17 protein-coding genes are annotated in these 25476 nt (G+C 73.0%); 10 read left to right on the plus strand and 7 right to left on the minus strand.

The window, feature by feature from the left end; translation table 11 throughout:
• Positions 1–74: 74 nt before the first annotated feature.
• Both ACMA1D_RS23665 and ACMA1D_RS23670 read right to left on the minus strand, forming a co-directional pair.
• A complete protein-coding gene (locus tag ACMA1D_RS23665) occupies positions 75–971 on the minus strand; it encodes a glutamate ABC transporter substrate-binding protein (protein WP_414726017.1) in 897 nt (298 codons plus the stop codon).
• A gap of 35 nt (positions 972–1006) precedes the next feature.
• On the minus strand, positions 1007–1783 hold the full coding sequence (locus tag ACMA1D_RS23670; RefSeq protein ID WP_414726018.1) for an amino acid ABC transporter ATP-binding protein: 777 nt from the start codon (positions 1781–1783) through the stop codon (positions 1007–1009).
• 754 nt (positions 1784–2537) lie between these two features.
• Between ACMA1D_RS23670 and ACMA1D_RS23675 the strand changes: the two genes are divergently transcribed.
• Together ACMA1D_RS23675 and ACMA1D_RS23680 are read left to right on the plus strand one after the other, a co-directional pair.
• Positions 2538–3242, plus strand: coding sequence for a response regulator transcription factor (locus ACMA1D_RS23675; protein ID WP_414726019.1), 705 nt, complete (start codon positions 2538–2540; stop codon positions 3240–3242).
• 24 nt (positions 3243–3266) lie between these two features.
• Positions 3267–4685: an ATP-binding protein gene (locus ACMA1D_RS23680; protein WP_414726020.1), complete on the plus strand. Its 1419-nt coding sequence runs from the start codon at positions 3267–3269 to the stop codon at positions 4683–4685.
• A 500-nt stretch (positions 4686–5185) separates the two neighbouring features.
• Here the strand turns inward: ACMA1D_RS23680 and ACMA1D_RS23685 are convergent, their stop codons facing one another.
• On the minus strand, positions 5186–5794 hold the full coding sequence (locus ACMA1D_RS23685) for a TetR/AcrR family transcriptional regulator (RefSeq protein ID WP_414726021.1): 609 nt from the start codon (positions 5792–5794) through the stop codon (positions 5186–5188).
• A 101-nt stretch (positions 5795–5895) separates the two neighbouring features.
• Here ACMA1D_RS23685 and ACMA1D_RS23690 point away from each other — a divergent pair, with 101 nt between their 5' ends.
• Positions 5896–6669 (plus strand): SDR family NAD(P)-dependent oxidoreductase, encoded by a 774-nt coding sequence (locus ACMA1D_RS23690; protein ID WP_414726022.1) that lies wholly within the window; start codon positions 5896–5898, stop codon positions 6667–6669.
• A 629-nt stretch (positions 6670–7298) separates the two neighbouring features.
• Here the strand turns inward: ACMA1D_RS23690 and ACMA1D_RS23695 are convergent.
• Positions 7299–10334, minus strand: a complete 3036-nt coding sequence (locus tag ACMA1D_RS23695; RefSeq protein WP_414726023.1) for an alpha-mannosidase — start codon at positions 10332–10334, stop codon at positions 7299–7301.
• A gap of 876 nt (positions 10335–11210) precedes the next feature.
• On the opposite strand from ACMA1D_RS23695, the gene ACMA1D_RS23700 reads away from it, so the two are divergent.
• A complete protein-coding gene (locus ACMA1D_RS23700; RefSeq protein WP_414726024.1) occupies positions 11211–12491 on the plus strand; it encodes an ROK family protein in 1281 nt (426 codons plus the stop codon).
• A gap of 400 nt (positions 12492–12891) precedes the next feature.
• Here the strand turns inward: ACMA1D_RS23700 and ACMA1D_RS23705 are convergent, their stop codons facing one another.
• Positions 12892–13953 carry a TAXI family TRAP transporter solute-binding subunit gene (locus ACMA1D_RS23705; protein ID WP_414726025.1) on the minus strand — a complete coding sequence of 354 codons (1062 nt, stop codon included), beginning with the start codon at positions 13951–13953 and terminating at the stop codon, positions 12892–12894.
• Positions 13954–14031: 78 nt separating this feature from the next.
• Between ACMA1D_RS23705 and miaB the strand changes: the two genes are divergently transcribed.
• Both miaB and ACMA1D_RS23715 read left to right on the plus strand, forming a co-directional pair.
• Complete coding sequence (gene miaB, locus ACMA1D_RS23710) at positions 14032–15522, plus strand: tRNA (N6-isopentenyl adenosine(37)-C2)-methylthiotransferase MiaB (RefSeq protein WP_414726026.1); 1491 nt, start codon at positions 14032–14034, stop codon at positions 15520–15522.
• A gap of 286 nt (positions 15523–15808) precedes the next feature.
• Positions 15809–16759 (plus strand): class III extradiol dioxygenase subunit B-like domain-containing protein, encoded by a 951-nt coding sequence (locus ACMA1D_RS23715; protein ID WP_414726027.1) that lies wholly within the window; start codon positions 15809–15811, stop codon positions 16757–16759.
• 545 nt (positions 16760–17304) lie between these two features.
• Here the strand turns inward: ACMA1D_RS23715 and ACMA1D_RS23720 are convergent.
• Both ACMA1D_RS23720 and ACMA1D_RS23725 read right to left on the minus strand, forming a co-directional pair.
• A complete protein-coding gene (locus tag ACMA1D_RS23720) occupies positions 17305–17547 on the minus strand; it encodes an antitoxin (RefSeq protein WP_414726028.1) in 243 nt (80 codons plus the stop codon).
• Positions 17548–17571: 24 nt separating this feature from the next.
• Complete coding sequence (locus ACMA1D_RS23725) at positions 17572–17766, minus strand: gliding motility protein (RefSeq protein ID WP_414726029.1); 195 nt, start codon at positions 17764–17766, stop codon at positions 17572–17574.
• A gap of 257 nt (positions 17767–18023) precedes the next feature.
• Here ACMA1D_RS23725 and miaA point away from each other — a divergent pair, with 257 nt between their 5' ends.
• The 4 genes from miaA to ACMA1D_RS23745 all read left to right on the plus strand — a co-directional run bounded on the left by miaA (position 18024) and on the right by ACMA1D_RS23745 (position 24851).
• On the plus strand, positions 18024–18974 hold the full coding sequence (gene miaA, locus ACMA1D_RS23730) for a tRNA (adenosine(37)-N6)-dimethylallyltransferase MiaA (RefSeq protein ID WP_414726030.1): 951 nt from the start codon (positions 18024–18026) through the stop codon (positions 18972–18974).
• A 108-nt stretch (positions 18975–19082) separates the two neighbouring features.
• Positions 19083–19559 (plus strand): hypothetical protein, encoded by a 477-nt coding sequence (locus ACMA1D_RS23735; protein WP_414726031.1) that lies wholly within the window; start codon positions 19083–19085, stop codon positions 19557–19559.
• A gap of 726 nt (positions 19560–20285) precedes the next feature.
• Entirely contained in the window at positions 20286–21221 is a 936-nt protein-coding gene (dapF, locus tag ACMA1D_RS23740) for a diaminopimelate epimerase (RefSeq protein WP_414726032.1), read from the plus strand.
• 282 nt (positions 21222–21503) lie between these two features.
• Positions 21504–24851 carry an HD domain-containing protein gene (locus ACMA1D_RS23745; RefSeq protein WP_414726033.1) on the plus strand — a complete coding sequence of 1116 codons (3348 nt, stop codon included), beginning with the start codon at positions 21504–21506 and terminating at the stop codon, positions 24849–24851.
• The last annotated feature ends 625 nt before the right edge of the window (positions 24852–25476 follow it).

Genomic DNA, 25476 nt, shown 5'->3' on the forward strand with positions numbered 1-25476 from the left:
GGAGTGGACCGGTGGAAGTACCGGGCCGGCCGCGGGCGCCCGGCCGCTCAGGCGTCAGCCGTCGTGGCGGCGGCTCAGTAGCGGTCGACCTGCGGCGGCGTGGGCGCCCCGAGGCCGGACTTGCCGAGGGTGGCGTCGTACGCCTTCTTCCAGTCGCCGTTCTTCTGGTGTGCCTCGATCGCGTCGTTGACCGCGTCGCGCAGCGCCTTGTCGCCCTTCTTGAGACCGACGCCGTACGGCTCCTCGGAGAACGGCTTGCCCAGCACCTTCAGGCCGTCGTTCTGCGCCGCGTAGCCCTTGAGGATCGAGTCGTCCGTGGTGACCGCGTCGACCTGCCCGTTGTTCAGGTCCTGCACGCACAACTGGTAGCCCTGCTGGGACTTGGCCTTGGCGACCCCGTACTTCTTCTCCTTGATCCGCTTCAGCGGCGTGGAGCCGGCGGCCGAGCAGACCTTCTTGCCCTTGAGGTCCTCCGGGCCCTTGATGTCGCTGTCCTTCTTGACCAGCAGGTCCTGGCCGGCGAGGTAGTACGGGCCGCCGAAGTCGACCTGCTTCTTCCGCTCGTCGTTGATCGTGTACGTACCGACGTAGAAGTCGACGCCACCGCTGGAGATCTGCGTCTCGCGGGCCTCGGACGGCACCGTCTTCCAGTCGATGTGCTCCTCGTCGAAGCCGAGGTCGGCGGCGATCATCCGGGCGATCTCGACGTCGAAGCCGGAGCGCTTCTCCGTGCCCGGGTCCTCGTAGCCCAGTCCGGGCTGGTCCGCCTTGGTGCCGATCTTGATCGTGCCGCCCTTGACCTTGGACCAGACCGGCGAGTCCTTCACGTCCGCCGCGGAGTTGACCTTGTAGGAGAGCTTGGGGCCCTTGTCCTTGTCGTCGTCCGGGCTGCCCTCCTTGCCACACGCCGTCGCCGTCACGGCCAGGGCCAGAACGACGGTCGCCGCCGCGGCGGTCCTGCGGAGCTTCATGGTGAACATCCTTTACGTCGTCGAGCGGTGGGCGGTCAGTGGTGGAGGATCTTCGACAGGAAGTCCTTGGCCCGGTCGCTGCGGGGGTTGCTGAAGAACTGGTCCGGCGTCGCCTGCTCGACGATGCGGCCGTCGGCCATGAAGACCACGCGGTTGGCGGCGGAACGCGCGAAGCCCATCTCGTGCGTGACGACGACCATCGTCATGCCGTCCCTGGCGAGCTGCTGCATGACTTCCAGCACCTCGTTGATCATCTCCGGGTCGAGCGCGGAGGTCGGCTCGTCGAAGAGCATCACCTTGGGGCCCATGGCCAGTGCGCGGGCGATGGCCACGCGCTGCTGCTGTCCGCCGGAGAGCTGGGCCGGGTACTTCTCGGCCTGGGCGCCGACGCCGACCCGGTCGAGCAGCTCCCGGGCCTTGGCCTCGGCGGCCTTCCGCTCGATCTTGCGGACCTTGACCTGGCCCAGCGTCACGTTGTCCAACACCGTTTTGTGGGCGAAGAGGTTGAACGACTGGAACACCATGCCGACGTCCGAACGCAGCCGGGCGAGTTCCTTGCCCTCCTGCGGCAGCGGCTTTCCGTCGATGGTGATGCTGCCGGAGTCGATGGTCTCCAGCCGGTTGATGGCGCGGCACAGCGTGGACTTTCCGGACCCGGACGGCCCGATGACGACGACGACTTCGCCTCGGGCGATGGTCAGGTCGATGTCCTGGAGCACGTGTAGCGCGCCGAAGTGTTTGTTGACTCCTGTCAGCGCGACCAGGTCGTCCGCCACCGCTGCGGCGTCCTTGGCCACCGATACTTCGCTCATCGGCGTCTCGCTCCGTCCTCCTCGGTTGGGAGGACCCTAATGAGCCGTCACGACCAGCGTCATTACATCTGAGCTGAAATTGAGCATAACGATCCGGCCGCAAAGCGACACTCTGCGTGAACGGGGCGCGGAGCATGATCGCCGTACGGCTCGGGAAACAATGCGATGCCCATACCGGCTACGTAACGGAAACAATTGGGTGGCCACATTCCCTTGACGCGCCCCGCCGGCATCGGCGTTTATGCCGTGTGGCCGCGGTGTGCGCGGTCCGCGGAAGACACGGTGAAGGCACGGTGGGGCGTGGGGGCGCCCGCAGGGGAGACGGTCCTGGTGTCGCCGTACTTGGGCCGCTCGTCGTCGCCGTCCCGGCGCCCAGTGGCCCGCCGCGGCGCGCGCGGGAGTGCGGGGCGCGGGCGCGGGGGAGATGCCGCGCGTCGGCACGCACGGAACTGACCGCGCGCGGCGGGTACGGGGCGGAGCACGGGGCGGCAGGTGCCCGACAAGGGGCGCGTACGGAGCGGACGGGGCCGTACACGGGTAGGCGGAGCGTACGGAGCGAGGTGCGGTGCAGATCAGGCGCGGTAGCGCGGAGCGAGGGAACGGTGCACTACGGGGCGTGGCGGCGGTGGACGGCGGCGATGCCGTCGGCACCCGGCGCGCCACCGGGCTCGCGGCGGGAGCGCACGCGCCGCGCGTCAGGCCCGCGGCCGAGCCGGGGCATCCGACCGGGAACCACCAGAGGAGGGCTGGGCCGATGAGGCTGCTGTTGGTGGAGGACGACAACCACGTGGCCGCCGCGCTGTCGGCGGTGCTGGCCCGGCACGGCTTCCTCGTCACCCACGCCCGCAACGGCGAGGAAGCGCTGCGGGCGCTGCTGCCCGGGCAGAGCGAGCCGTTCGGCGTCGTCCTGCTCGACCTCGGCCTGCCCGACCAGGACGGCTTCGAGGTCTGCGGCCGGATCCGCAAGCTCACCAGCACGCCCGTGATCATGGTGACGGCGCGCGCCGACGTGCGCTCCCGGATACACGGCCTGAACCTGGGCGCCGACGACTACGTGGTCAAGCCGTACGACCCGATGGAACTGCTCGCCCGCATCCATGCCGTCAGCCGGCGCACCGTACCCGCCGACGGGGCGGTGGAGGAGCACCCGGACGAGCCCGTGGGGCCGCTGCTCCTCGGCCCCGTCAGCATCGAACTGTCCACCCGGCAGGTGCGGGTGCACGGCAGCACCGTCTCGCTCACCCGCAAGGAGTTCGACCTGCTGGCGCTGTTGGCCAAGCGGCCCGGCGTGGTCTTCCGCCGGGAGCAGATCATCAGCGACGTGTGGCGGACGAGTTGGGAGGGGACCGGCCGTACGCTGGAAGTGCACGTGGCCTCGCTCCGCTCCAAGCTGCGGATGCCCGCGCTGATCGAGACGGTGCGCGGCGTCGGCTACCGCCTCGTCGCCCCGGCCGCCTGAGCACCCGACCTCACCCGGAGCACCGTGCGCACTCGACTCCTCCCGCTGCTGATCGTCCTGATGGCGGGCGTGCTGCTGGCCCTCGGCTTCCCGCTCGGCGCGAGCCTGGCGGCGGCGGAGCAGCAGCGGGTGGTGGTGGACCGCATCGACGATACGGCCCGGTTCGCCGCGTTGGCGCAGTACGTCACGGTCCGGCCGGGGACGCACCAGGCGCGCGCCGGCGCCCGGGACGAACGGCAGGCCACGCTCCAGGTGGAGTTGGGCCGCTACCACGAGCTGTACGGCATCCAGGTCGGCGTCTTCTACCGGGACCGCAAGCCCATGGGCGAGGCGCCCGGCGGCTGGGCCCAGCTGACGGAAGGGGAGTCCAAGCGGGCCTTCGAAGAGGCGCTGGCCGGGCGTCGCAGCCACGACCCGGACCAGGTCTGGCCCTGGCAACGGGGCCGGCTCACGGTCGCGTCGCCCGTGGTGCGGGACGGCGACGTGGTGGCGGTGGTGGTCACCGACTCGCCCACCGACCAGATGCGGTCGCGCATCTGGCGCGGCTGGGCGCTGATCGCTGCCGGAGAGGTAGCGGCGATGCTGCTCGCGGTCGCGGCGGCGGAGCGGCTGACGGGCTGGGTGCTGCGCCCCGTACGGGTCCTCGACGCCGCCACGCACGACATCGCCACGGGGCGGCTGGCCTCGCGCGTCGCGGCCTCGGGCGGGCCGCCCGAACTGCGCCGGCTGGCCCGCTCGTTCAACGAGATGGCCGACCACGTGGAGGACGTGCTCGAACAGCAGCGTGCCTTCGTCGCCGACGCCTCGCACCAACTCCGCAACCCGCTCTCCGCGCTGCTGCTGCGCATCGAACTGCTCGCCCTGGAACTGCCCGAGGGCAACGAGGAGATCGCCTCCGTACGCACCGAGGGCAAGCGGCTCGCTCAGGTCCTCGACGACCTGCTCGACCTGGCGCTGGCGGAACACGCCGCGGCCGACCTCCGCCTCACCGACATCGGCGAGCTGACGGCGGAACGGGTCGGCGCCTGGCGCCCCGTCGCCGACCGCGCTGGCGTGACGCTCGACTACGCGGGCCCCAGCGGGGCGAGCGCCTGGGCCGATCCGGTCGCGCTCTCCAGCGCCCTGGACGCCGTCATCGACAACGCGCTCAAGTTCACGCCGGAAGGCGAACGGGTCGTCGTCGACGTGCAGACCAACGGCGCGACGGTACGGATCACCGTCGCGGACGACGGCCCCGGGCTCACGGCGGAGGAGTTGGAACGCGTCGGCGACCGCTTCTGGCGCAGCAACCGCCACCAGAACGTCTCGGGCTCCGGCCTCGGCCTCTCCATCACCCGCGCCCTGCTGTCCGCCGGCGGAGCCACCATCGCTTACGCCCCCCACGAGCCACACGGCCTCCTGGTCACCATCGCCGTCCCCCGCACGGCGCCGCAGGAGGGTTGATCGGGGGCGCGCGCGAGTCGGGTCCGCGACCCGCCGCGGTTGTCGGCGCGTGCACAGGGCGGCTGTTGCGGAGCGCGGAGCCAGTCCCATCCTCGCCGGGGGGCACGGGGCACGGGGCACGGGGCACGGGGCACGGGGCACGGGGCGGCGAAGCCTCGCGCGCGGGGTGCGGGGCGGTGGCGTTCTGTAGCACGGAGCACGGAGCACGGAGCACGGAGCACGGAGCACGGAGCACGGAGCACGGAGCGGAGTCTTGGGTACGGGGCACGGCGCGGGGCGGCCCGGGGGCCGGTGTCGCTCCGTACGGTGCGCCGGGGCGGGATGCTGACACGGGGCGAGCCCGTCGGCGCGGCGGGGCCGTGGGACTGCGGTACGGGGCGCGCGCCCGCGGCCCGGAGCCGCGGCACGGGAGCGCGGGGCGGGGCGGCGCCCTCGCGCGCGTTGTTGCGTGTTCCGTGGCCTACGGGGCCGGGCGGGGGTGGCCCGCTGGCCGGGTGGGCCTATCCCGGGGCGGCGTAGGCCCGTTGGCTGGTGCGCAGATGGGTGACGAGGAGGTCGAGGGTGGCTTCGAGATGGGTGGTGTCGCCGGTCGAGCGGAGCACGGTGACGCCACCCTGGATGCCCGCGACGAACGCCGCGGCGGTCCGGTCGGCGTCCAGGTGCCGGCTCACCTCGCCCTGTTCCTGCATGGTGGCGATTCCACGCCTGAGGTGTTCCTGCCACTGTCGGAGCAGCGTGGTGGTGACCTCGGAGGCCCCGGGCACGCTGCTCACCTGGCTCATCAGCGAGGCCAGGGGGCACTGCGCGCCCTGGGCGCGGTACCGGGCGATGACCGCCCCGCGCCATCGCTCCCAGGCGTCCCAGGAGGTCAGCGCGCCGAGATGAGGTTGCTGGTCGGCCAGTACCCGGTCGGATTCGAAGCGGGCGACGGCGAGTAGGAGTTCTTCCTTGCCGCCGGGAAAGTAGTGGAAGATCTGGCTCTTGCTGGTCCGCGTGGCGGCTCGGATGACGTCCAGCGTGACCTCGCCCGGCTCGTCACTGCGGAGGTGGGTCGCCGCTCCCTCGATGATCCGCTGCCGGGTGGCCAGCCCCTTCGCCGTGAACGTCATGCGCGCAGCGTAGAACCCACTGGACCGTGTGGTCCACAAGCCTCGTGGGGTGCTCCACTTTGGACTTGCGGGTCCAGAATCCGCGTTCTACGTTCGGCGCCATGACCAAGCGACTGGCCGGAAAGACGGCTCTCATCACCGGTTCGACCAGCAATATCGGGCGCTCCGTCGCCCGCCTGTTCGCCGCGGAAGGCGCCCATGTGATCGTTTCGGGGCGCGCCGAGGCCCGTGGGGAGGAGGTGGCGGCCGACATCCGCGCCGCCGGCGGTCGGGCCGACTTCATACGCGCCGACCTCGACGGCACGTCCCGGGCCAGCACCGCACTCGCCGGGGCGGCGTTCGACGCACTCGGTGGCCGGATCGACGTCCTGGTGAACAACGCCGGCATCTACCCGGCTAACACCACCCTGACCGCCGACGAGGAGACTTTCGACCGCGTCTACGCGGTCAATGTGAAGGCCCCGTTCTTCCTCACCCGGGCCGTGGTCCCGGCGATGGCCGAGAACGGCGGCGGGGCGATCGTCAACCTGGGGAGCTGGGTGGCCCGGATGGGGCTGCCGGTCGGTGCGCTCTACAGCTCGACCAAGGGCGCGTTGGAAACCTTGACGCGCTCCTGGTCGGCGGAGTTCGCCCCGCTGGGGATTCGGGTGAACGCGGTCTCGCCCGGCGTCATCCGCCCGCCGGACCTGGCGCCGGACGCCGAGTTCGCGGGGGAGTCCCTGATGGCCGGCACCCCGGCCGGCCGGGCCGGCCACCCGGACGCGATCGCGTCGGCGGCGCTGTACCTGGCCTCTGACGAGGCCGAGTTCATCCACGGCACCGTCCTCGACGTCGACGGCGGCCGGATGGCGGTCGCCGCGACCGCCATAGGGTGACCACGGTCCCGTATCCCGCCCGGCGCCTCCGCCCCGTGCCCCCGCGTCTGACCAGCGAATGGGGTACTGGGACGCGATGTTCGGACGCCAACCGCCGCCGTTGCGCGGCAGGTTGAGCCGGATGTCTCGTAGGTAGCCCCGTGGGCGGTGGCGCTGTGCTCCATTGGTGCGTCCTCGCGCGCGAGGGGCGGCCCTGGGAACGGCGACCGTAGCCAGCCGTCTGCGGGGTCCGGCTCCGCGCGCGAGGCCCGACGGTTCGTACGGGGCGCACGACGCCGAAAGTGGCCGGCGCGTCCTCGCGCGCGAGGGGCGGCGATGGCTCCGTACCTCCGGCGACGTTCCCCGCCCGACCACACCCCCGCTCCATGTCCCACGCCCCACGCCCCGTGCCCCGTGCCCCGTGCTCCGTACGGCGGGTGCTGCGCACTGTGCTCCGCGCCTTCCGTGCGCCCCGCCCCCGAAGGCACGGGGCGGGGCGCTGCGAGTCGGTTACGGGGAAGCACGGTGCCCGGGGCGGACGGAGCCGGGTTGGGGCCCAGGTGAGGGACTTCGAGCGGGAGCCACGAGGGCGGGGCGGGGCCTCGCCCCGCCTCGCCTCGCGCCGGCTCAGCCGCCGTATCGGCCACGGATCAGCCGCGGGGGCGTAGCCGCAGGGTGAGGATCTGGAACGGTCGTAGGGTCAGTTCCAGTGCGCCGTCGGGGGTGAAGGCGTGGGACGGGGCGCCGTCCAACGGGCGTTCCAGGAGGTCGGTTTCGGCCACGGAGGCGAACGGCACGGAGCCGGTGAGCGTCGTGGTGGCCCGGCCGCCGGCGCACTCGTACAGCCGTACCACCACGTCCCCGCTGCGGTCCTCGGCGAGCTTGACCGCTTCGACGACGACCTGGTCGCCTGCGGTCGTGACCAGCGGCGCGGTGGCCCGCCCGCCGGTGACGGAGCGCTCGGGCAGGTTGATCCGGTGCCCCTCGCGCACCGCGTCGGTCACGGTCGCGCCGGGCGCCAGGGCGTACCGAAGCCGGTGGGTGCCGTGGTCGGTCTCCGGGTCGGGGTAGCGCGGGGCACGGAGCAGCGAGAGCCGCACCGTGGTGGTCTGTCCGCCGTCCGGCCGCACGGTGCGGGTGACGTCGTGCCCGTAGGTCGAGTCGTTGGTGATTGCGGCGCCCCAGCCGGGTTCCTCGACCTGGATCCACCGGTGAGCGCAGATCTCGAACTTGGCCGCCTCCCAAGACGTGTTGGTGTGCGTGGCGCGGTACACGTGACCGAACTGGGTCTCGGCCGCAGACCGATCGGCCTTCACGTCCAGCGGGAAGGCGGCCTTGAGGAACTTCTCCGTCTCCCGCCAGGCAACCTCCGTGTCGATGTCGAGCACCTTCGCGCCGGCACGGAGCGCGATCCGCTGCACGACGGTGGAGCCCGCGTCGCCGAAGGTGCGCGAGACGGTGAGCACCGCGCGCTCGTCGGTGGCCTCGGCCACGGTGACCTCGTCGACGTCGAGCAGGTCGGTCACGTTGTGCCGGTAGAAGTGATCGACGTCCCAGGCGTCCCACATGTTGGGGAAGTCCGGGTGGAGTTGGAGGAGGTTGCCCGCGAGACCGGGCGCGATGGCCTCCCGCCCGGCCGCCAGGTCGTACGCCGAGACGACCAGGCCGCGGTCGTCCACCTCGATCCGCAACAGGCCGTTGGCGAGGACGTGGCCGCCGCCCGGACGCTCGGCCAGCGTCACCGGGGCGCCGGGCGGTGCAGTCCGCACCACGGAGCCGCCCGCGGGCACGCCCCGGCGGGCGTGCGGGGCGGCGTTGAAGACGACGACCTGTTCGCCGGGCCCGGCCAGTGCCGTCTGCGCCGTCCGCACCAACTCGGTCAGCTCCGCGTGCACGCGCGCGTAGGTCTCCCGTGCCTCGCGGTGCACCCAGGCGATGGATGAGCCCGGCAGGATGTCGTGGAACTGGTGCAGCAGCACCGTCTTCCAGAGCCGCTCCAGGTCCTCGTACGGGTAGCGGAAGCCGGGCACCGTACGGGCCGCGGTGGCCGCCCACAGTTCGGCCTCCCGCAGCAGCGACTCGCTGTGCCGGTTGCCCTGCTTCGTCTTGGCCTGCGAGGTGTACGTGCCGCGGTGCAGCTCCAGGTACAGCTCGCCCACCCACACCGGAGCGTCCGGGTACTCCGCCTGCGCCGCGGCGAAGAAGGCCGCGGGCCGCTCGATCGTCACCCGGGGCGAGCCCTCCAGGTCGGCCACCCGGCGTGCCCTGGCGAGCATGTCGCGGGTGGGCCCGCCCCCGCCGTCGCCGTGGCCGAACGGGGCCAGCGAGCGGGTTCCACGGCCCTTCTCCTGGTAGTTGCGCACCGCGTGCGCGAGCTCCGCGCCGCCCAGGTCCGAGTTGTAGGTGTCGATCGGGGGGAAGTGCGTGAAGACGCGGGTGCCGTCGATGCCCTCCCACCAGAACGTGTGGTGCGGGAACTTGTTGGACTGGCTCCAGGAGATCTTCTGCGTCAGGAACCAGTCGGCCCCCGAGAGCTTCACCAACTGGGGCATCGCCGCCGTGTAGCCGAACGAGTCCGGCAGCCACACTTCCTTGGTCTCGATGCCGAACTCGTCCAGGAAGAAGCGCTTGCCGTAGAGGAACTGGCGGGCCATCGCCTCACCGCCCACCATGTTGGTGTCGGATTCCACCCACATGCCGCCGACCGGTACGAACTGGCCGCTCGCCACCTTCTCCTGCACCCGGGCGAAGACCTCGGGCCGGTGCTCCTTGATCCACGCGAGCTGTTGGGCCTGCGACATGGCGAACACGAACTCGGGGTGCTCGTCCATCAGGTGGACCACGTTGGACGCCGTACGGGCCACCTTGCGGACCGTCTCGCGCAGCGGCCACAGCCACGCCGAGTCGATGTGTGCGTGCCCGACGGCGCTGATGCGGTGCGCGGAGGCGTTCGCCGGGGCGGCGAGCACGCCGGCGAGCGCGTCCCGGGCGCTGGTGGCGGTGCCGGAGACGTCGCCCAGGTCGAGCGCGTCGAGACAGCGCTCGACGGCGCGCAGCAACTCGAAACGGCGCGGGTCGCCGGTGGAGAGCTGCGTCATCAGGCTGCCGACCACCTCCAGGTCTTGGACGAGTTCCCACACCTCGGTGTCGAAGACGGCCAGATTGACCCGGGTCAGCCGGTACAGCGGTTCGTCGCTCGCGGTGCGGCGGTCACCCTCGTACGTCGGCCGCTGGTCGACCAGGATCGGGTTGGCCGCGGCCTCCACGTACAGCTCGACCTCCTCGCCACCGGCGACCGGGGCGCCGATGCGGACCCAGTCGTTGTGCGGGTTGAGCGCCTTCACGGCGGCCCCGTCGGCGCGGTAGACCAGCCCCTCGCACTGAAACCCGGGCAGTTGGCGGTCGAAGCCCAGGTCGAGCACGGCTTCCACGGTGCGCCCCTCCCACGCCTCGGGAACCCGGCCGGTCACCTTCCACCACGTGGTGCCCCACGCGGGCCCCCACCGGTCGCCGACGGCTGCCGGCCGGTACGCCGCGGCCAGCCCGTCGGCGACCGGCACCGGTTCGCCTGGCGCGTCCCAGCGCGCGACGGCCAGCGGCTCCGCGGCCCCGTGGACGGCGGGACGGATGCGCTCGGCGAGGACGCGGCGCAGGCGGGCTTCGACGATGGTCCGGTCGTCATGCATGGCGGCGACTCCGATGGTCGATGGGCTGCTGGTGTGGGGGCACGGTGCGGCACGGGGCCGGTGCGCGGTGCTGTGGTCGGGCGGGGCGGGTAGGCGGTGGCGGGCTGGGGAGCGGGCGGACAGTGCGGCTGTACGGGGCGCTGCGCGGGGCGCCCCGGGGCCGGTTGCCGGAGCGGCTCCACGGGGCGCGTGACGCTCAGGTGGCATTACCACTGCCAGGTGAAGGAAACCGGCCCGGCACCGCCGAACGTCGCAGCTTCGCGCGTGCGCGCCCGCGCGAGGCCGACCTGTCGCGGGCTCCGCACCGCCCCGTGCCAAGGGCCGAGGGGCGCGCCGGGCGCCGGCTCCGTACCCGCACACAGCGCCCCGTGCCCCGTGCCCCGTGGGGCAGCGTGCTCCGTAGCGACGGGGCAGGTTCCCCGTGCCGAACGGCGTGCTCCGTCAGGGCGGCCTCGTGTACGTGCTCCGTTGCCCTGCACCCCGCGCGACCTGGGAAGAACAAGCAGCCTCGCCCTCTGCCCCAGCCCCTAGCGCACACCGTTGCGTACCGCTCCCTCCGCGGGCCCCTGATGCTGGGGCGGGGCTCCATCGGCTGAACCCCCGTAGGACCGGAACCGGGCGACGGGGCGCGTGCGCCGTATCCCCGTGGCGGCGTGGTCCGTTCCGTAAGCGGTCCCTGATGCGGGCGCCCGTGTCGCCCGTCGCGCAACGTTCACCCGACGTAGCCGTCCACATCCGTGCCACTGCCACGGCCCGTGGCAGTGGCACGGATGGCGGTACGTGTCGGGTGGCCGCTCCGTCGTCCCCTGCCGTCGCCCGATACGTGTCAAAGGGCCCACCCGTTCCTCCGCCCCACCGAGTGAAAGGCCGACCGACATGACCGCAGCCGATGCACCGACGTCCCAGCGAACCACTCCGGCGGGAGCGCCGACCGCAGCCGCGAGCAGCGGTGCGACGGCCCTGGCCGACGGGTGCGCGGAGCTGGCCGTCGCCCTAGACATCGGGGGTACGAAGATCGCCGGGGCGCTGGTGGACCGGCGCGGCACGCTCCGCGCCAGAGCACGCCGCCCCACGCCACCGAACACGCCCGCCCCCCGCTCCGCCACCAGGCCCGCCCCGCCCCGTACGGGTCCCGTCTCCTCCGGCCCGGAGCGGGAAGCGGCGCTCCGTACGGGGCACGGGGCGCCGCACCCGGGCATGGAACCGCAGCCGAGGACGGGGCCGGAGTTGGAGCCGGATCAGGGACGAGAACCGGCACCGGGTCCCCTGCGAGATGCCGCCCCAGGCCTGGACGCGGCCGGCGACGAGCACGCCGCCGAGACGGTGATGGCGGCGGTGACCGAGGTGATCGCCGAACTCGCGCGGGCACCCGAGTGGGCCCGTGTGACCCGCTGCGGGATCGGCAGTGCGGGCCCGGTGGACGCCGGGCACGGCACCGTCAGCCCGGTGAACATCGCCGCCTGGCGGGACTTCCCCTTGCACGCCCGTACGGAGGCCGAGCTCGTGCGCCACGGGGCGCCAGTGCCCGCCGTCCTGGTGGGGGACGGGGTGGCGATGACCGCGGCCGAACACCGGCTCGGAGCCGCCCGCGGCTGCCGCAACGCGCTGTGCATGGTGGTCTCCACGGGCGTCGGCGGCGGCCTCATCGTGGACGGCCGACTCCACCCTGGCCCCACGGGTAACGCCGGCCACATCGGACACATCAGCGTGGCCGTCGACGGGGCGCCGTGCGTCTGCGGGGCGCGAGGTTGCGTCGAGGCCATCGCCTCCGGCACGGCCATCGCCGGCTGGGCCGCCGGCGCGGGCTGGCGGGCCCCCACCGAGGACCGCTCGGCGGCGCAGGTCGCCGCCGCGGCGCGTGCGGGGGACCGAGTGGCCCTGGCCGCGTTCGACCGGGCGGGACGGGCCCTGGCCGCGGCCATCGCCGGGACGGCCACCCTGCTGGAGGTCGAACGGGCCGTGATCGGCGGCGGCGTTGCGGCGGCCGGAGACGTCCTGTTCGGGCCCGTACGGCGGCACCTGGAGACCTACGCGGCGCTGTCGTTCGTACGGGGGCTCACCGTGGTGCCGGCGGCTCTGGGCGCCGATGCCGGGCTCGTCGGGGCGGCTGCGGCGGCCTTCGAGCTCCTGCCCGACGGGGCCGACCACGCCCCGTGAAGCCCCCGAGGCCCCCTGTGAGTCCCGATGGCCTGAGGTCGTGCTTCGGGTGCCACAGTGCCGGCCCCGGCGGTCCCATGCAGCCTGTGGCCCCGCTCTGCCCTCCGTACGGGCCGCACCTGCCCCGCCCGCTGACGGGCTCCGCTCCTTGCGCAGGGGCAGGACGGGGCGCGGGGCCACGAACAACACGGGGCACGGGGCGTACGGCGCTTACGGGGCGCAGGCCGTACCGATCACGGAGCACGGAGCACGGAGCACGGAGCACGGAGCACGGAGCGTACCGATCAAAGCGCACGGAGCGCGGAGCCTGACGGTGCACAGCGCCACGCAGCGGGCAGCCACGTGTCCCGGCGGGTGGCGAGCGCCGACCAGTGGGCAGGGAAGGGCCCGGCCCGTGGCGTCAGGGCTTGACTGACCGGTAGTAGCGCATGGAGCCCTGGTGGAGCTTGAGGGGATCGGTGAAGATCGCGGTGCGGAGGTCGACGCGTTGCGCCGCGTGCACCTGCTCCGCGATGTAGTCACGGTTGTGGATCACCGTGCGGGTGACGGCCTCGGTCAGGTCGCTGTCCGTCTTGGCGGTGGTCACCAGCAGGTTCGCCACCGCGATGGTCTTGACCGGTTGGGTGTTGTGGGCGTGTTCGTAGGCGTCGGTGGGCATCACGGCCGCCCGGTAGTAGTGCCGGGAACCGCTCTCGTGGATGCGGTCCATCAGGTCGCCCAGGGGGACGAGGCGAATGGAGTAGCTCCTGGAGAGCTGCACGACGGCGGAGGTGGGCAGACCGCCGGACCAGAAGAACGCGTCGATCTTGCCCTCTCGCAGCATCGCGGTCATCTTGTTGATCCCCACCTGCACCGGCACCACGTCCTTCGCCGGGTCGAGCCCCGCAGCCCGCAGCAGCCGCTCCGCGATCAACCGGACGCCGGATCCCGGCTGGCCGATCGCCACGCGTTTGCCGGCCAGGTCGCGCGCCCGGCGCACCGTTGACCCGGTGGGCACGACCAGTTGCGCGTAGTCGTCGTACAGACGCGCGCACGCGCGCAACTGCTTCGCGCCCGGGCCGCCACTGTCCAGGTAGGTCGCCACCGCATCGGCGGTGGCGATGGTGAACGACGCCTTCCCCTCGACCAGCCGACGGATGTTGTGCAGCGACCCCTCGCTCGGGAGGAGTTCCACGTCCAGTTTCGGCTCGTCCTTGTGCAGCCGCTCCTTGAGCAGTTCGCCGTACCGTGCGTACACGCCCGTGCGCACCCCGGTCGTGATCTTCACGTTCCCCCCGGGGCTGGCCGCGCTGTCGAACGGCGACAGCCACCACAGCAGCAGGCCGAACGTCACGGTGCCGGCGACGGCCAGCCGCCACAGGCGGCGCGCCCGCTGGGCACGCCGGGAACCCGGGCCGTCCGCTGCGCCTGCGGCGCGCCTTACCGGCCACCGTCCGGGCCGCTCCGTAGGGGTCTTGGGCATGGGGCGGATACTGCCAGCAACGGAGCAGAGAAGGGAGGGGCAGGGCACGGAGCCGAACACGTACCCTGGTCAACTGAGATGAGTGCGAAGACATACGAGGTGCGCACCTACGGGTGCCAGATGAACGTCCACGACTCCGAGCGGCTGTCCGGGCTCCTGGAGGACGCCGGCTACGTGCGGGCGCCCGAGGGTCATGCCGAGGGCGAAGCCGACATCGTCGTCTTCAACACCTGTGCGGTGCGGGAGAACGCCGACAACCGGCTCTACGGCAATCTCGGCAGACTCGCGCCGCTCAAGGCGAAGCGGCCGGGCATGCAGATCGCGGTCGGCGGCTGCCTAGCCCAGAAGGACCGCGACACGATCGTCAAGAAGGCCCCCTGGGTGGACGTGGTCTTCGGCACGCACAACATCGGCAGCCTGCCGGTGCTCCTGGAGCGCGCCCGGGTGCAGGAAGAGGCCCAGGTCGAGATCGCGGAGTCACTGGAGGCGTTCCCGTCGACGCTCCCCACCCGTCGCGAGTCCGCATACGCGGCGTGGGTGTCCATCTCGGTCGGCTGCAACAACACCTGCACCTTCTGCATCGTGCCCGCGCTCCGTGGCAAGGAGAAGGACCGCCGCCCCGGCGACATCCTCGCCGAGGTCGAAGCGCTGGTCGCCGAGGGCGTCACCGAGATCACGCTGCTCGGCCAGAACGTCAACGCGTACGGTTCGGACATCGGCGACCGGGAGGCGTTCAGCAAGCTGCTGCGTGCCTGCGGGCAGATCGAGGGCCTGGAGCGGGTGCGCTTCACCTCGCCGCACCCGCGCGACTTCACGGACGATGTGATCGCCGCCATGGCCGAGACGCCGAACGTCATGCCGCAACTGCACATGCCGCTCCAGTCCGGCTCCGACACGGTGCTCAAGGCGATGCGCCGTTCGTACCGGCAGGACCGCTTCCTCGGCATCATCGACAAGGTGCGCGCCGCCATGCCCGACGCGGCGATCTCCACCGACATCATCGTCGGCTTCCCGGGCGAGACCGAGGCGGACTTCGAGCAGACGCTGCACGTCGTGCGCGAGGCCAGATTCGCCCAGGCGTTCACCTTCCAGTACTCCAAGCGCCCGGGCACCCCGGCCGCGGAGATGGCCGACCAGATCCCCAAGGCGGTCGTCCAGGACCGTTACGAGCGACTGGTCGCCGTCCAGGAGGACATTAGCTGGGCGGAGAACAAGCGCCAGGTCGGCCGCACCGTGGAGGTCCTGGTGGCTGAGGGCGAGGGCCGCAAGGACGACGCCACGCGCAGGCTCTCGGGCCGCGCCCCCGACAACCGCCTGGTGCACTTCACCCGCCCCGACGAACCGGTGCGCCCCGGCGACGTCGTCACGGTCGACATCACCTACGCGGCGCCCCACCACCTCCTCGCGGAGGGCACGCCCCGTGGTGTGCGGCGCACGCGCGCGGGTGACGCGTGGGAGCGCCGCACTGCGGCTCCCGAGCAGAAGCCCGCGGGCGTCATGCTCGGTCTGCCCACCGTGGGCGCCCCCGCGCCGCTGCCCGCGGAGTCCGGCGGCTGCGCCGTCCGCTGACCCCGGTCACCCACCGCCCAACCGCACGGACCCTGCCCGGCGCCCCGTCACCACCCACGACGGGGCGCCGTGGCGTTCCACCGCTGCACCGGCCCCTTCGCGCGGCCTGGTGCTGGTGGGGCGTTCCCCTCGGGGCCTACGGGGCGGAGCCGAGCAGGGGCCGGCCGCCGGCGCCTGAGCCGGGCGGGCGCGTGCCTGACGGCACGGCGCTGCCTTGGGCGGCCGGGCGGCGCAGCCCGGACGACCGGACGGTGCGGGCGGGGCCTGACGACGTAGGCTGCTGATCATGCTTGTCGCTGCCGCCGTGTGTCCTTGCCCGCCCCTGCTCGTGCCCGAGGTCGCCGCCGGGGCCGCACCCGAACTGGCCCCCCTGCGCGAGGCGTGCTCGGACGCGCTCAGCGTGCTGGCCGCGGCCCGCCCCGACCGGTTGATCGTTGTCGGACCGGCTGCCGCGGGTACCGAAGGCCGCTACCCGAGCGGCGCCGCCGGAACGTTCCGCGGCTACGGCGTGGACCTGACCGTCCACCTCGGCGCCCGCCCCGACGGCCAACGAGCCGCTGCGACGGAGCACGGTGTACGGAGCGACGGCGCGTGCGGCGCCGCGGCCGTGACGGGGCACGGGACGCGGCAGGAGGCTCCCGGCCCGGGTGGCCCGGCGGCTCCGGCTGCTGCCCATGCCGCGTACGACGGGGGCGCTGGCCCGGAGGGCGCGGTCGAGGGGCTCGGGCGGAGCGCCCCGGAGCGCACGGCGGGTGGTGACGGGACCCGGGGGGCGGATCACCGGGCCCCGAGCCGGGAACTGCCCCTCGCGCTCACCGTGGGCGGCTGGCTCCTGGAGCGCGCGCAGTGGAGCGCCGCACCCGTGGAAGGCGTCGGCGTCCTCGAAGACCTCGACACGGCCCCCTGCACCGCCCTCGGACGCGAACTGGCGCACTCCGCCGACCGGGTGGCCCTCCTGGTGACCGGGGACGGCAGCGCGCGCCGCACCCTGAAGGCGCCCGGCTATCTGGACGAGCGCGCCGCCGCCTTCGACGCGGCAGCGGCACAGGCCCTCGGTACCGCCGACGTCGCCGCCCTCACGGCCCTGGACGCACCGCTCGCCCGCGACCTCCTCACCTGTGGTCGCAGCGCCTGGCAGGTACTGGCCGGCGCGGCGACCGGGGCGGCCCTACGCGGCGAACTGCTCTACGACGAGGCGCCCTACGGCGTCGGCTACTTCGTGGCCACCTGGTCGTAGCAGCAGACGCACGGGGCGGGGGGCACGGGGCACGGGCGCCGTGACTACGGAGCCAGCCGGTCGGCAGCCGGTTGGCAGCCACCCCTGTGACACAGGGCCGTACGGAGCGGGGAACGGCACCACCTCGCGCGCGAGGTGGTGAGAACGCAGGGCTGAGCAGGCCCCGCATCCGGTAGGGGCGCGGTGCAGTGCGCTGAACGGCACCGCGCCGGCCACGGGGACACTCAGCCGGAGCACGGAGCACGGAGCACGGAGCACGGAGCACGGAGCACGGAGCACGCAGCACGCAGCACGCAGCACGCAGCACGCAGCACGGAGCCCACGGGGCCTGGGACGAGCGAAGTCGGAGCACGGAGCTGGGCGCAGACGGGGCACGCAGTACGGAGCGGGGGCCAGGGGGCACGGAGCCGCGAGCGAGGGCCAACTCACACGGCTCAGCAGCCCCCGAGGCGGTGCTCCGGCAGCCCCCAGGGGGTGCTCCGGCCCCAGGAACGACCAACGGCCGCGGAGCGAGGCTCCGCGGCCGTGGCGTCGTGTCGGTCGATTCAGGACGGGGGCTGCGGTCCCTTGCCTTCGTCGTCCTTGTGGGCGAGGCGGTCAAGGGCGCCCTTGGCCTTGCCCGTACCGTTCTCGATCTTGTCGCTGTACTTGCCCTTGGTCTTCTCGTCGACCGTCTTCGCGGCCTTGTCCAGACCCCGTTCGATCTTGTCGCCGTGCTGCTGCGCGAGGTCACCGGCCTTGCCCTTGAGCTGACCGGCCTTCGCCTTGAGATTGTCCAGCAGGCCCATGGGCCACCTTCCCTCGTCGGAGGACTACTGACGGGCGTCCTCCCCGGCCTCGCTGTCCGCCGCCCGGGCGGCGGACTGTTGCTTGGGAATCGTGGCGCCGCCCACGGCCGCGCTGTCGTGTTCGGCTTCCTCGACGGTGGCAGCGGGCGCCGCCGAGTCCGCCGGCGGCGCGTCACGCTCCTCCGGAGCCGGAGATTCCGCAGTCAGGCTACCTTCCACGGCTTCCCCCTCCACCTTCGCAGGCGTTCCATTAACCGCACCTGACGACCGGCGAAACCTTGAAAAAACGCCCATAATCACTCCATAGATTAACTCGCGCCACAGCGGTCCGGACGGAGCGGGCGTCATGGTGCCGCCGCGTACGTACTCCGCTCGCTCGACGGATTGCCGAGACCTCGCAACGGGCAACGACCACCGCAACCCCCTGTCACGTCGCTCATTCGAGGAGTGCGCCCCGGATTTGCGAGACTGGCCCGGTGAACAGCGCAGTTCCCGCACCGCGGGTCATCGCCGTCGTCGGCCCCACCGCGGCGGGCAAGTCCGATCTCGGGGCCGCCCTGGCCCGGCACCTCGGCGGCGAGGTCATCAACGCCGACTCGATGCAGCTCTACCGCGGCATGGACATCGGTACCGCCAAGCTGCCCGAGAGCGAGTGGCAGGGGGTGCCGCACCGGTTGCTCGACGTCTGGGACGTGACCGAGGCGGCCAGCGTCGCCGAGTACCAACGGCTGGCCCGTGCCGAGATCGACCGGCTGCTAGCCGAGGGGCGCACGCCGGTGCTCGTGGGCGGCTCCGGCCTGTACGTACGGGGCGCCATCGACGCCCTGGAGTTCCCGGGCACCGACCCGGCCGTACGCGCCCGCCTGGAAGCCGAACTGGCCGAACGGGGCAGCGGCCCCCTGCACGCCAGGCTCGCCGCTGCGGACCCCCGCGCGGCCACCGCCATCCTGCCCAGCAACGGGCGTCGCATCGTGCGCGCCCTTGAGGTCATCGAGATCACCGGCCGGCCCTTCACCGCCAACCTGCCCGAGGCGGACTCGGCCGGCGGCGCTGTCTATGACACGGTGCAGATCGGCGTGGACGTCGAGCGTCCGGAGTTGGACGAGCGGATCACCCGGCGGGTGGACCGGATGTGGGACGCCGGACTGGTGGACGAGGTGCGGCGCCTGGAGCGCGCCGGGTTGCGCGAGGGGCGCACCGCCTCCCGCGCCCTGGGCTACCAGCAGGTGCTTGCACTGCTGGCGGGCGAGTGCAGCGAGGAGGAAGCACGGACCGAGACCGTACGCGCTACCAAACGCTTCGCGCGCCGTCAGGATTCGTGGTTTAGGCGGGATGCGCGCGTGCATTGGTTGAGTGGTGCCGCACAGTGGCGAGGGGAACTCCAGGCACACGCGCTGACGTTGGTCGAACGAGCGGTCACAGCCTGATCACGTGATGGCATCGGGACGTTCCGCACGCCGTGGAGGCCGCCCCGATCGTGCCATCATCGAGCTTCGATCGTGCCGTGATGTCGAAAGTGGGGAGGGCGTACGGCGATGGAGGCCAGCCCTCGCGACGCAGCGGAGACGTCGCCGCGGGACGAGGCGGACGTCCTCGTTCCGGAGGAGTCCGAGGCGCTGACCCCGGACGGTCCCGACGCTCAGGACGACGGCGACACGCCTCAGGACGAGTCCGCGCAGTCCTTCCGTGACCTGCGCCCCCCGCGGCGGTTGCGGATCTGGCAGATCGCACCGATCGTCGGCCTCGCCACCCTCGGCTCGCTGATGTTCGCCTTCCCGCTCGCCTTCGAGTTCGGCGACGGGGGCGCGGTCGTCGCCATGCTCGGTCTGTTGCTGAGCTGCTGCGCGGCGGGCTGGGGCCTGATGGCCGCCCGCCGCGTGGGCTACACGTGGCCCGGTCTCCCGCCCCGGGGCTCCGGCAGCAAGGCCGACTGGCGCTATGTGATCGCGTACATCGCCATCGTCGCCCTGCTCGCCGCCCTGGCCATCTGGCGCATCGACCGCCTTCGCTAGCCCCCTCGCCCATCCGCCCCACGGGCCATCTCGCGCGAGCGCGCCCGTACGGGGCGGCTCGTACGGCTTCGTACGCAGGGTGGCTCGTACGGCTTCGTGCGGCCACACGCCGTCCTGGTGTGGCCGTCGACGCTTAGCGGTTCGCTGCTGCGGTCCGCGCCGGGGGCGGCGCGCACCGCCACGGGCCGCACGAACGCCCCGCTCCGTGCGGACACACCCCTTGCGCAGCCCCGCACCGTACGCATGCCTGTGGGTGCTCCGTGCTCCGTGCTCCGTGCTCCGTGCTCCGTGCTCCGTGCTCCGTGCTCCGTGCGGGACCAGCCGCGTCCCGTGTGGTGAGTGGGCGGTGATTAGCGCGCTCCGTGTTCTGCGCCTCGGGCGGGCCCCAGGGGCGACGCTGCCCCGTCGCCCCTGCCGGACGGGCGCCGCCCGCCCTCCGTGCGAAGAGGTGAGCCGTCGGGCCGGCGGGCGCGTGCGGGCGCCGTGCAGGCGGCCCCGTGGCCGGCTCCGGCAGGCGTAGCCCCGCCCGAGCCCCACAAGCCCCCGCCCCGGCCGTCGCATCGCCCTGACCCCGCCCGCCTCCGCCCCGCGCGCTGGCCCCGTACTGCCCCCGTCCTGTACGGCGGCCCCGTACGCGGCGGCCATGACCTGGAGCAGAAGGCGCGTAGGGAGCCGCCGGCGGGCGGCGTGCCGTCGGTGTTGGGTGTGGCGCCGTAAGATCGAAGGATGAGCACCACAGAGCCGCTCCGGTTCCTCAAGGGCCACGGCACCGAGAATGACTTCGTGATCGTCCCCGACCCGGACGGCCGTCTTGACCTGTCGGCGACCGCCGTGGCGCGCATCTGCGACCGGCGCGCGGGCGTCGGGGGCGATGGGCTGTTGCACGTCGTGCGCTCCGCCGCGCACCCCGAGGCGCAGTCGATGGCGGCCGAGGCCGAGTGGTTCATGGACTACCGCAACGGTGACGGCAGCATCGCCGAGATGTGCGGCAACGGCGTACGGGTCTTCGCGCACTACCTCTGCTACGCCGGATTGGCCGAAGCCGGTGACCTCGCCGTGGCGACCAGGGCGGGCGTGCGGCAGGTGCACGTCGCCAAGCCCGGCGCGCGCGTGGACCTGTCGACGGAGGAGGGCGTCAGCGGCGACGTCACCGTCGGCATGGGGCGGGCTCTGCTGCCCGACGGAGCCGACGCGGAGGTCACCGTGACGGTGGACGGGCGCAGTTGGCCGGCCCGCCACGTCAACATGGGCAACCCGCACGCCGTTGCCTTCGTGGACGATCTCGCCGAGGCCGGCAACCTGTTCACGGCGCCCGAGGTGCGGCCCGCGGCCGTCTATCCCGACGGCGTCAACGTCGAGTTCGTGGTGGACCGGGGCCCCCGGCACGTCGCCATGCGCGTGCACGAGCGCGGGGTGGGCGAGACCAGGTCATGCGGTACGGGCGCCTGCGCCGTCATGGTGGCCGCGGCCCGCCGGGACGGTCTGGACCCCGCGGTGCTCGGCCACCCCGTGACGTACACCGTGGACGTTCCGGGCGGCCGGCTGATGATCGCCGAGCTTCCGGGCGGCAGTGTGGAGATGACCGGCCCCGCCGTCATCGTGGCCGAGGGCGTCCTCGACCCGACGTGGCTGCACGCTGCGCTCGGCGAAGCTGCCGCGTAACCTCGCGCGCGTTGCTGCGTCCCGCACGGGGCGCCGGAAGTAGCACCCTGACGGGTGGTTCGCGGGGGTTCGTACGGCGGGCCAACGGTGCCCCGTCGGCGCGGCGTCTGCTCATTATGCTCGCTCGAATGGGTGATCTGGTTCACGCTCAACGAGAGCGGTTCGGCCCCGCGTGGTGGGCTCGGTAGCATCAAGCACCGGCACGGGCGCCCACTCGGGGCCTAGGGGCCGACCGCGCCCCGGCAGTCGCTGCCACGCCGGTCGACGCCGCCGGAGGTGCCCATGAGCGCAGAGGCCACTAACCCAGCAGAACAGGGTTCGTTCGGCCGAAGGCGTGCCCGCCCTCTGATCGACCTGCGTAACCTGCGCAGGTTCGGCCGCGCCGCGCTGCTCGGGCCGGCGCCGCGCGGTCGGGTGCCGGATGCGATCGAGCACGTCGCCAAGGTGCACCGGAGTCACCATCCGGGCGCCGACCTTGAGGTGTTGCGCCGCGCGTACGAGCTCGCCGAGTCCTCGCACCGCGGCCAGATGCGCAAGAGCGGTGAGCCGTACATCACGCATCCGCTGGCCGTCACCCTGATCCTGGCCGAACTCGGCGCCGAGACGACGACGTTGACGGCGTCCCTGTTGCACGACACGGTCGAGGACACCGAGGTGACGCTCGCTCAGGTGCGGGAGGAGTTCGGCGAGGAGGTCAGGTATCTGGTCGACGGCGTCACCAAGTTGGAGAAGGTCGACTACGGTGCGGCGGCCGAGCCCGAAACGTTTCGCAAGATGCTCGTCGCGACCGGCAACGACGTTCGCGTCATGTCGATCAAACTGGCCGACCGCCTGCACAACATGCGCACGCTGGGCGTGATGCGCCCCGAGAAACAGGCCCGCATCGCCAAGGTCACCCGCGACGTGCTGATCCCGCTCGCCGAACGGCTCGGTGTGCAGGCGCTCAAGACCGAGCTCGAAGACCTGGTCTTCGCCATCCTGCACCCCGAGGAGTACGCCCGTACCCGCGAACTGATCGCCGAACACGCCACGCGCACCGATCCGCTCGCCGAGACCGCACGGAGCGTGCGCACGGTGCTTGACGAAGCGGGTATCGCCGCCGACGTTCTCGTGCGCCCCCGGCACATCGTTTCCGTCTACCGGGTGCGCCGTAAGCGCGGCGAGCTGTCGGGGGCCGACCTGGGGCGGCTGTTGGTGCTGGTCGGTGAGGACGCGGACTGTTACGCGGTCCTCGGGGAACTCCACACCTGTTTCACGCCGGTCATCTCGGAGTTCAAGGACTTCATCGCCGCACCCAAGTTCAACCTCTACCAGTCCCTGCACACCGCCATCGCGGGCCAGGGCGGCAAGCTCACCGAGGTGCTGATCCGCACCCAGCAGATGCACAAGGTCGCCGAGGCCGGGGTGGTCGCACTCGGCAACCCGTACGCCGCCACGGCAACGTCCACAGCCGTCCCCGTGGCACCTGCGGACGGGGCGGGGACGAGCGGGCCACGGGGCGGCGCGGACGGGATGGAGGGGGCGGGCGTACCGCCCCGTGGCGGCCTCGACGGGGCGGACGGTGAGCGGGTCGACCCGACGCGTCCCGGTTGGCTGTCCCGGCTGTTGGACTGGCAGCGCGCGGCCTCTGACACGGACACCTTCTGGTCCTCGCTCCGTGACGACCTCGCCCAGGACCGTGAGATCACCGTCTTCGCCGCCGACGGCACGGCACTGAGCGTGCCCGACGGGGCGAGCTGCGTGGACGCCGTGTACGCGCGCTACGGGCCCGCCGGGCACTCCTGCGTGGGTGCCCGGGTCAACGGCCGCCTGGCCACGCTCAGTACGGTGCTGCGGGACGGGGACGGCGTCGAGTTCCTCATGGCGACCGGGCGGGACGCCGCTGCGTCCGGTCCCTCGCCCGAGTGGCTCGCCCACGCGCGCACGCCCGCGGCGCGGATCGCCATCACCCACTGGCTCGACGCCCACCCCACGGCATCGGACCTACCCGAGGTCCCTCCGGAGCCCGACGCCATCGCTCCGGTTGCCATCCCGGCCGACAGTGGCACGCACGCCGCCCCGCGCGCGGAGGGGGCGCGGGGCGACGCGACGGGGCACGGGGCCGTGGAGGCCGACAGTGCCCACGGCGGGACGGGGGCAGCGGCGACGGACCAGTCGCCCCGTACGGAGCGCGACACCGGGGCGTCGCAGGGAGCCGGCGCCGCGGCAGCGCAACAGGACACGGAGCGCGAGGAGCTACGGGCCTCCGGCGGGGCGGGGCGCACGGAGCGCACGACCGCCGTGCGGCGCGGACCGGGCGAGGCACAGCCCGGGGCCCGCAGGGCGGCGAGTGAGCCCGGGGACGGGGCGGGGGAGACGGGGCGCGGGGCGCGAGGCGCTCACGACGGTGCGTCGAGCCTGTACGGCGCGGCACAGGGGGCGCGGGGCGTGCGGGATGCGGAACGGGGCGGTGGGCCCACCGCTGCCGGGCTCCGGCCGGCGGACCCGGGCGGTGCGCCGGTCGCCGCGCGGTCACCGGAGCGGGACGTGGCGCCGGACACGGACCCGGGCCAGTCGCGCGTACGGGCGGCCGAACCCGGTGCCGAGAACCTGGACGGCGGAACGGCCACGGCACCTGCTGGCGCCGCCCAGCGGAGCGGTCAGCACGGTGCGTACGGAGCAGCCGGCGTACGCACCGTTGCTGGAGGCGGGAGCGCGTCGCGGCCATCCGCTGAGGGCCGTTCGACCGGCTCACTGCCCGGCTTGATCGTTTCCTCGGATTCATCCCCGATGTCTGCCGATGCCGATGCCGATGCTCATGTCCATGCCGCGCCGTTCGGTGACGTGGCGGGGCCCGATGGCGAAGCCGGGGACGGGGCTGTCACGTCCGTTCGGGGCGCGGCTGCGGGCGCTGGTTCGGGTGGCACGGGCGTCGACGGGCCGGGCTCCGACGGGCAGGCCGCAGAGGAGCGCACCGGATCATCCTCGGACGGCCACCACGAGGCGCGGACGGAGCCGGCGGGGAGCGGCGACGGGGTAGGGCGTGACGGGGTGCCGACGCTCGTACTGGAGGCCGCCACGGCCCCAGGGGCCACGCCCGGGCAGGACGCGCGGCACGATGCGAACGCTGCCGCAGACAGCCGGCACGAGTCCCCGGCCGGTGCCGACAGGCGCCGGGGTGCCGGCGTCGTCGTCGACCAGCCAGGCGCAACGGTTCGCCTCGCCGGCTGCTGTACGCCCGTGCCGCCGGACGAGGTCACGGGTTTCGCCGTACGGGGCGGGGCGGTCACGGTGCACCGGGCGCCGTGCCCCGTGGTCGCCCGCATGACCGCGACCGGACGCGAACCGGTCGGCGTCCGCTGGCAGTCCGACGCCGACGAGGCCCCGACCGGCTACCGGGTGACGCTCTGCGCCGAAGCCTTCAGCCGACCCCACCTCCTGGCCGACCTCACCGAGGTCATCGCCGTACAGGGCGCCGAGGTCATCTCCGCGGCCGTCGAGCCGCCGTACGAGCAGCGGGTTCGGCACACGTACACGCTGCAACTGCCCGATGCCGGCCGGCTGCCGCTGCTGATGCGCGCCATGCGCCAGGTGCCCAGCGTGTACGACGTGACCCGGGCCGGGCACGAACTCGCCACCGTGAGCGCTTGACCCGGCGGGCGCAGAAGCCAGGCACATCTCCGTACTGGCCTGACACCGCACGCTTCCTACCCGGCCCGCGCGGGGACCGGCCTCGTGAACGCGTTGCGACCAGACTGGTGCGGATGGCGGGGCTGGCTGACGCGTGGAGGGGGCGCCTGCGGGCCCTCCACGCGGTGTCACCCCGCGCCCGCGTGCGGGGGGCTGTTCGTAGGGCTCGCAGGAGCTGGCGGTCGGAGTCGGCATCTGCGTCCCTCGCGCGAGGGACGCAGATGGCTCCGGGGGGGCTGAGGAGGGGGCCGTACGAGCCGTAGGGCTTGGAGCCGGTTGCGGCCCCGTGACCACCACCGCCCGCACGAGAACGCCACGGCACCACGACCCGAGGGCGACCGCGCACATGCACCCCCGACCCACGGCCATGCTCCGTAGCGTGCCCCGTGCCCCGTGCCCCGTGCCCCGTGCCCCGTGCGGGGCCGTTCCGCGCCCCGTCCCCGTCGACGTGGCCGGGCCGCCACGTTGCGCAGCCAGCCGCCGAGGGCCCTGCCTCCCGGTGCCGGACCGCAGAGCGAGGTAAAGGATGACCCGGCATAGAGGGTCCGACGTGGAGGTTCCTTCGCGCGCGTACGGGCCCGAGGCG

The organism is Streptomyces sp. 796.1 (genome assembly GCF_047525675.1).
Taxonomy (GTDB): Bacteria; Actinomycetota; Actinomycetes; order Streptomycetales; family Streptomycetaceae; genus Streptomyces.

Coding starts and splice junctions, on each gene's coding strand:
- ACMA1D_RS23665 (WP_414726017.1), bottom strand. CDS start 971: ATGAAGCTCCGCAGGACCGCCGCGGCGGCGACCGTCGTTCTGGCCCTG.
- ACMA1D_RS23670 (WP_414726018.1), bottom strand. CDS start 1,783: ATGAGCGAAGTATCGGTGGCCAAGGACGCCGCAGCGGTGGCGGACGAC.
- ACMA1D_RS23675 (WP_414726019.1), top strand. CDS start 2,538: ATGAGGCTGCTGTTGGTGGAGGACGACAACCACGTGGCCGCCGCGCTG.
- ACMA1D_RS23685 (WP_414726021.1), bottom strand. CDS start 5,794: ATGACGTTCACGGCGAAGGGGCTGGCCACCCGGCAGCGGATCATCGAG.
- ACMA1D_RS23690 (WP_414726022.1), top strand. CDS start 5,896: ATGACCAAGCGACTGGCCGGAAAGACGGCTCTCATCACCGGTTCGACC.
- ACMA1D_RS23695 (WP_414726023.1), bottom strand. CDS start 10,334: ATGCATGACGACCGGACCATCGTCGAAGCCCGCCTGCGCCGCGTCCTC.
- ACMA1D_RS23700 (WP_414726024.1), top strand. CDS start 11,211: ATGACCGCAGCCGATGCACCGACGTCCCAGCGAACCACTCCGGCGGGA.
- ACMA1D_RS23705 (WP_414726025.1), bottom strand. CDS start 13,953: ATGCCCAAGACCCCTACGGAGCGGCCCGGACGGTGGCCGGTAAGGCGC.
- miaB (WP_414726026.1), top strand. CDS start 14,032: ATGAGTGCGAAGACATACGAGGTGCGCACCTACGGGTGCCAGATGAAC.
- ACMA1D_RS23715 (WP_414726027.1), top strand. CDS start 15,809: ATGCTTGTCGCTGCCGCCGTGTGTCCTTGCCCGCCCCTGCTCGTGCCC.
- ACMA1D_RS23720 (WP_414726028.1), bottom strand. CDS start 17,547: ATGGGCCTGCTGGACAATCTCAAGGCGAAGGCCGGTCAGCTCAAGGGC.
- ACMA1D_RS23735 (WP_414726031.1), top strand. CDS start 19,083: ATGGAGGCCAGCCCTCGCGACGCAGCGGAGACGTCGCCGCGGGACGAG.
- dapF (WP_414726032.1), top strand. CDS start 20,286: ATGAGCACCACAGAGCCGCTCCGGTTCCTCAAGGGCCACGGCACCGAG.
- ACMA1D_RS23745 (WP_414726033.1), top strand. CDS start 21,504: ATGAGCGCAGAGGCCACTAACCCAGCAGAACAGGGTTCGTTCGGCCGA.